Annotated in this window: 1 protein-coding gene; it reads left to right on the forward strand. The window is 25.6% G+C overall.

The window, feature by feature from the left end; all coding sequences use genetic code 11:
- The first annotated feature begins 210 nt into the window (after positions 1 to 210).
- Positions 211 to 1,611 (forward strand): hypothetical protein, encoded by a 1,401-nt coding sequence (locus ACO409_RS10765; RefSeq protein WP_307996669.1) that lies wholly within the window; start codon positions 211 to 213, stop codon positions 1,609 to 1,611.
- Positions 1,612 to 1,910 lie beyond the last annotated feature (299 nt).

Consider the following 1,910-nt stretch of genomic DNA (forward strand, 5'->3'; position numbering starts at 1 on the left):
CAAATACTGTTCAGAACTAAAAGCTTGTTTCTTCATAAATAAAAATACCTCTGAGGAAAATTATATCAAATGCCTGAGGTAAATGCTATTAGCGAAAGAGGATTTATTGGATTTTAAAATAACTTCAATGTATGTCTTTTTTATCAACAATAATTTATTTGGATGGAGTATTGCTTTTTGATATAATAAAAATCGTAATTGGAGGTTATGATGAGTTATATTTTTACAATATTGTTAGTTTCATTGGTGATTTTTATTTTTCTATTTTCATATTATAAAAAATATATGTCACCTATCACTATAATTATAACTAGTATTATAGTTGTTGGTATTTTGATATTATTTGGTTGGCTTACTATTTCTCAATGGGGATTTCTTTCTGCTATCTTGGCAGTTGCTTCTATGTTATTTACAGAAGATTTGTTTACAAAATATTTTGGAGATAATTTATCTTTAAGAGCAAGCTCTATTTTAGTACGTGGAAGAGTGATAGTGGTTTTATTGGCACCAATATTATTTGTTTCAGTAATGCTAATATCATCTCAAAATGTTGAGAAATATTTATTACAAAATAAATTAGAGTATATTAAGTATGTACCTAAAGAAGTTAGATTGTTTAACGATGGTAAAGAAATAAAGACAATTGGAAATAGTACTTTAAAAGATACCACATATCTTCTTGATTTTATTGATGGAGAACATGCAAGACAGGGAATAATAAGTTTAGAATTAGATAAAATAATAGATAGATTATATTCAATTAAAAATTTAACTGTAGAGTATCGAGGTGCTGATTATAAGATAGAAAATGTTACTTTTGATAAGCAAATGAGAGTTTATTATTTTTTTGTATATAAGAAAAACTCAACTTACAACATAATATTTGTTTATATAATGACCTCTCTATTTAGATTTATTGTTATTGAAGCTATTGGAATGGTATTATTATGGTTATATAGTCGTTTCTTTTATAGGAATCCCAAGGCAAATATATTGTTAAAATTTATTAGTGGTGGGAAATCAGGTATTGATATTCAAGGACACTGGTACTTGATGAATAAGTATGGATTTGATAAGAGGGAGTTTTTATATTCTGTTTCAAGTTTTCATATTCTAGGTAATCTATTATTTATAGGAAAAACAGCTTATAAATTAGATAAAAATGATAAAAAGATAAAAATACAGAATACAAATGTCAGTATTGAGATTCAGGATGATCATACTATAAAAATTAGTAATTTTACTTTTATACATGCATATTCTAAAGTAAAAAAAGAACTATATGTAAAATATAAGGTTCCTAAAAATAGATTTGGAAATAAAGTATATTTTAAAGAATCAGATAAAAAAGTTTTGTTAGGTAAAGATTTAACAGAAAAGGAAAATGTACTTTGTTTGGATATTAACCAAAGAATTATAGTTGAAACTAGATCGAAATCTCAAGAGATTTATCATCTAAACGAAAAATATGCAATTCCTGAAAATGTTTTTCTAGTGTCAGGATTTGACATTAATGTTAACAAGGATAAATTTTTGAAATATGAGTATAATTGCGACAAAGGTGAGATAACTATTGGGAATACTAAATATATCGAGATTAGAGAACATTAATTTTTCAATAATTTCCATAGTAAATGTTAACATATTTTGATGATAATCGTTATACTATTACCATGGCTAAGACACCAAGTGATGGGCGAGCTGGAAAAAATAATGTCTCAGAAATCATCAAAAAGTTGTTTTGATTGAATAATATTTGAGATAGAACTAAACAATAAAAAAGTAGTTGTTGACTTATACTGTGTGCTAATCTCAAAAAGTTAGACAAATAAATTAAGAAAAGGCCTTAGTCCTGTTGATATAGTCCTACTTAAGTAGACAGTAAAAATACATAAAGTACTGTTTACGAA

The sequence above is a fragment of the Leptotrichia sp. genome, from assembly GCF_057270615.1.

What these genes read in the sequence shown, in the direction of transcription:
- ACO409_RS10765 (WP_307996669.1), top strand. Translation starts at nt 211, where the DNA reads ATGAGTTATATTTTTACAATATTGTTAGTTTCATTGGTGATTTTTATT.